Consider the following 3760-nt stretch of genomic DNA (forward strand, 5'->3'; position numbering starts at 1 on the left):
AGGGACTGGACGCGGTGCAGGCGGTGGCCGCGGTCCTGGCGGGTTTCCGGGTGTCCGCGCACGAATGGAAAGATCTCCCCCTCCTGGCGGACCGGCTGGAACTGAGCATCGACCGCAACGTGGCACGCACAACGCCCGGCGACGCCGAGCTGTTCGTGACCGCACTGGTCCTCGAACTCGACCAGGACACCGTACGCATCATGGACCACGGCCACCCACCCCCGATCGCCGTCGGCCCCCACGGCGCCCGCATCCTGGCGACAGCCCCCGCACTCCCCCTCGGACTCAAAGAACTCTCTCCCGTCCCGGGGGTGACGACCATGCACAGGCTGCCGCCCGGCGAAGTCCTCGTCCTTTACACGGACGGCATCAGCGAGGCCCGCAACTCCGACGGCACCTTCTACCCCGTCCTGGAACGGCTCACCGAACACTTCCGCGGCACACAAAGGACGGATCCGGAGGCGGTCGTGGCGTTCCTGGAGACCGACACCAGGAGCTGGTCGGCCACCTCCGAGCGAGACGACCAGGCCGTACTCGCCATGGCCCTCGTCTGAAACGGCCAGGCCGCACACCGCACATCCTCTCGCGGCCGTCGCCGTCTTCTTCTGACCGCCACACCGGTTTCCTGTTCCGCCTGAGCACGGGCCTGGACTATGCGGCGGGGAACCGCCCGCCCGGCTTCCGCCTGAGCCACGCCGTCATGGCTGCCCTGTCCGAGGGGTTCGTAGCCACGGTGCCGGTCCTCGCGCACAGAGCGAGCATCGAGGCGAACTCGCAGTCAGCGCTCGCCGCGCCGGCGGACAGGACCGACCAGGGCGCCTGCGGGCACACGACGCAGAGACCATCGAGGCTGCAGCCTCTCGCGCTTCGCTGCATACGCCGAGGCTGTGACCGCCTGCATTCCCAAACTCCTGCCGGATGTGCTCTCCGCACTCCGGGACCCTCGATCCGGGCCCGTCTTCGACCGTGCCGTCCCCCTGGCCGAGGTGCCGGACGGTTTCGGGCGACGGACGACCGGTCGGCGCTGAAGGTGCGCATTACCTCCTGAGTGCGGGGGGCGGGGGGGAGCCGGCGGTGCGGGTGTGGTTCCTCCCGTGCCGCGCGGCGCCCCGGTGATGTCAGGCGGCGCGCTTCACATGGCGGACCAGCCACATCAGCAGGGCATCCAGGTCGGCGGCGCCAGAGAGGACCCGGTCGACTGCCTCGGGGGTGTGCAGCCACTCCTCGCAGCCGAGGTGCCGGGCGGCGATCAGCGAACGATGGCGCAGCAAGTTCGCACGGGAGTGGTCTGCCGGGTAGCCGCGCGGGGGGCGTTTCATCACGTCCCCGGAGATGTCGTAGCCCTTCTTCCGCACGTCCTCGACGATGGCGGACAGTTCGCGGCCGCTCCCCTCGGAGGCCACGGCTTTGCGGAACATGTCCACCTGGCCGGGATCGGGGTACCACCAGGCGCCCTGGATCCGCAGACCGTCCAGGGCGAACCGGAGACTGATCTCGATCTTGCGGCCGAGTCGGATCACCGCGCCCTGGTGCTGCCACCACCAGGAGTTGGTGCGGTAGTGCCAGACCGAGAAGTCCTCGTACCGGGGGTCGGTGTCCGCGACCTCGTTGAGCAGGGCGATCATCGGCTGCCGGACCAGGCGTTCGCGGTCCGCGCGGTAGCGCTCGCGGGTCGCATGGGTCGGTTCGCCCTTGACCCGCCGCCAGTAACTTCAAGCACCGACGGCGGGAGCACATCGCGGAGGCCTGCCAGCTCGCGGGCGTCCTGCGACTCTGCATCGAGAACGAGGTCCCGCTGACCCGAGGTCCCGCTGACCTTTCTCTGAACCCTCCCACCACGGATCCCACTTACCGGACAGCCCTTACGTAGTGCTGTCGAACCAGCGATGGACCGAGCTGAACCACCACATCGTCGGCGGATTCCTCGGGCAGCCTCGCCGTCGTGTCCACCTCTGCCGCGTACCGCATGCCATCGTGGATGTCCTTCGCCTGCCGCACCGCCCAACCTTTGGGACGCTCATCAGACCTGGACGTCTCGCGATCGACCAACACCGCGTCAGAGCATCGGACACCAACGATCCGAAGGTCGAACGGCTCAAAGACCCGAACGCATTGGTCGCGAAGCTGACAATCCCCATAGGGGAGCGAGCCGTCGACGATCACATTGAACCCGCACTCTGCCCAGACTGCGACCGAGCGATGAAACGCCAGCACTACCTCGGCGTGTGACCGTCCCGTCGACATCCATGCCGGGTGTCCGGATGGGATCGCAGGAAACACTCGATCTGCCTCGACCAAGACCGCTGGATCGGCGAGTCGACGTTGTAGTGCCCTGGCAAGGCTCGTCTTACCCGACGACGAAGCACCGGAAAGCAAGATCACCAGCGGAGACGAAGACTGCCCGCCCATCGACATCCAGACACTGTAGTAGTCGACAGAGCTCCCTTGGTGGGTCTGTACGGTGAGTGGTGTAACTCCCGTGTAGAGAGCGACAGTTGATGACTGACGTGACGAGTGACACCGAGACCGGCAAGGCCACCACGGAGCCTTCCGAGGCCGTCGACGAGGCCCTGTTGACTGAGCTGATGGAGCGGGCCCGGGCCGGCGGGGTAAGCCTGACCGGCGAGGGCGGGCTGCTCCAGCAGCTGACCAAGCGGGTGCTGGAGTCGGCACTGGAAGGCGAGCTCACCGCCCATCTGGGACATGAAGCGGGCGAGCGGGCGGAAGGCGGCCGGGAGAACTACCGCAACGGCCGCCGCGCGAAGACGGTGACGACGGAGGTCGGGCCGGTGGACATCGAGGTGCCCCGGGACCGAGCGGGCAGCTTCGAGCCGCAGTTGGTCAAGAAGCGGCAGAAGCGGCTTGGTGGGGTCGACGAAATGGTGCTCTCACTCTCGGCGAAGGGCCTCACCCACGGCGAGATCTCCGCGCACCTGGCCGAGGTCTACGGCACCGCGGTATCCAAGTCGACGATCTCCACAATCACCGACAGCGTGCTCGCCGGCATGGTCGAGTGGCAGAACCGTCCCCTGGACGCGGGGCGGTTTCGAGTGATGATTGCGAAATGACGTTATTGCAATGCTACGCCCCATTCTCGCATTGCCTCTTTAGGGGTGCGGTCGCCAAGGGCCATTCGGGGTCGGTCGTTCAGTTGCCGGGTTACGTTCCCCAGGTTGCGGATGTCGTGGACAGTGAGGTCGGAACCCTTGGGAAAGTATTGCCGCAGCAGGCCGTTGGTGTTCTCGTTGGTTCCGCGCTGCCAGGGTGAATGCGGGTCACAGAAGTAGATTCGGAAGCCCGTCAGCTGCTCTATCTCTTCGTGCAGTACGAGCTCGCGGCCCTGGTCCCAGGTAAGAGTCCTGCGCACCTTCACCGGAAGATCTGCGGTCTGTGCGGTAAGGGCGTCACGCATCGGGCCGGCCTTCCATCCATCAGGGAGATGGATCAGACGCACGAAGCGGGTGGCGCGGTCGACCATCGTCCCGATCGCTGAGCGCTGACCTCGTCCGATGATGAGGTCGCCCTCCCAATCTCCTGGCCTGGAGCGCTCGTTGACTATGGCAGGACGGTCGCGGATCAAGGTCATGTTCTTGATCTTGTTGGGCGACGGAACGCCCCGTCGCTGCCTCTTGCGTCGCGTTCGCCCGGTCCGCAGCCGGCCCTGACGGCGGCCCAGGAGTCCGGCGAAGAGTCCGCGATAGATCGTCTCGGCGCAGGCGTGCATCTGCGGCTCATCGGGGTACTGCCGCCGCAGATAGCG

At 66.7% G+C, this 3760-nt stretch carries 5 protein-coding genes; 2 read left to right on the forward strand and 3 right to left on the reverse strand.

The annotated features are described in order from the left end of the window. Nucleotides 1-554: PP2C family protein-serine/threonine phosphatase (locus ACZ67T_RS46125; RefSeq protein WP_469993050.1), on the forward strand; the 554-nt coding region annotated here is incomplete at its 5' end. 564 nt (nt 555-1118) lie between these two features. On the opposite strand, the gene ACZ67T_RS46130 is transcribed toward ACZ67T_RS46125, so the two are convergent. After that, nucleotides 1119-1625, reverse strand: a complete 507-nt coding sequence (locus tag ACZ67T_RS46130; RefSeq protein ID WP_469993052.1) for a DUF2461 family protein — start codon at nt 1623-1625, stop codon at nt 1119-1121. 223 nt (nt 1626-1848) lie between these two features. Beyond that, nucleotides 1849-2415, reverse strand: coding sequence for a phosphotransferase-like protein (locus tag ACZ67T_RS46135; RefSeq protein ID WP_469993053.1), 567 nt, complete (start codon nt 2413-2415; stop codon nt 1849-1851). A gap of 83 nt (nt 2416-2498) precedes the next feature. Between ACZ67T_RS46135 and ACZ67T_RS46140 the strand changes: the two genes are divergently transcribed. Further along, nucleotides 2499-3068, forward strand: a complete 570-nt coding sequence (locus ACZ67T_RS46140; RefSeq protein WP_469993055.1) for a transposase — start codon at nt 2499-2501, stop codon at nt 3066-3068. 2 nt (nt 3069-3070) lie between these two features. Here ACZ67T_RS46140 and ACZ67T_RS46145 read toward each other — a convergent pair. Next, nucleotides 3071-3760, reverse strand: a 690-nt coding sequence (locus tag ACZ67T_RS46145; RefSeq protein WP_469993057.1) for an IS30 family transposase, incomplete at its 5' end; no start/stop codon positions are given.

The organism is Streptomyces sp. NPDC107517 (assembly GCF_055582645.1).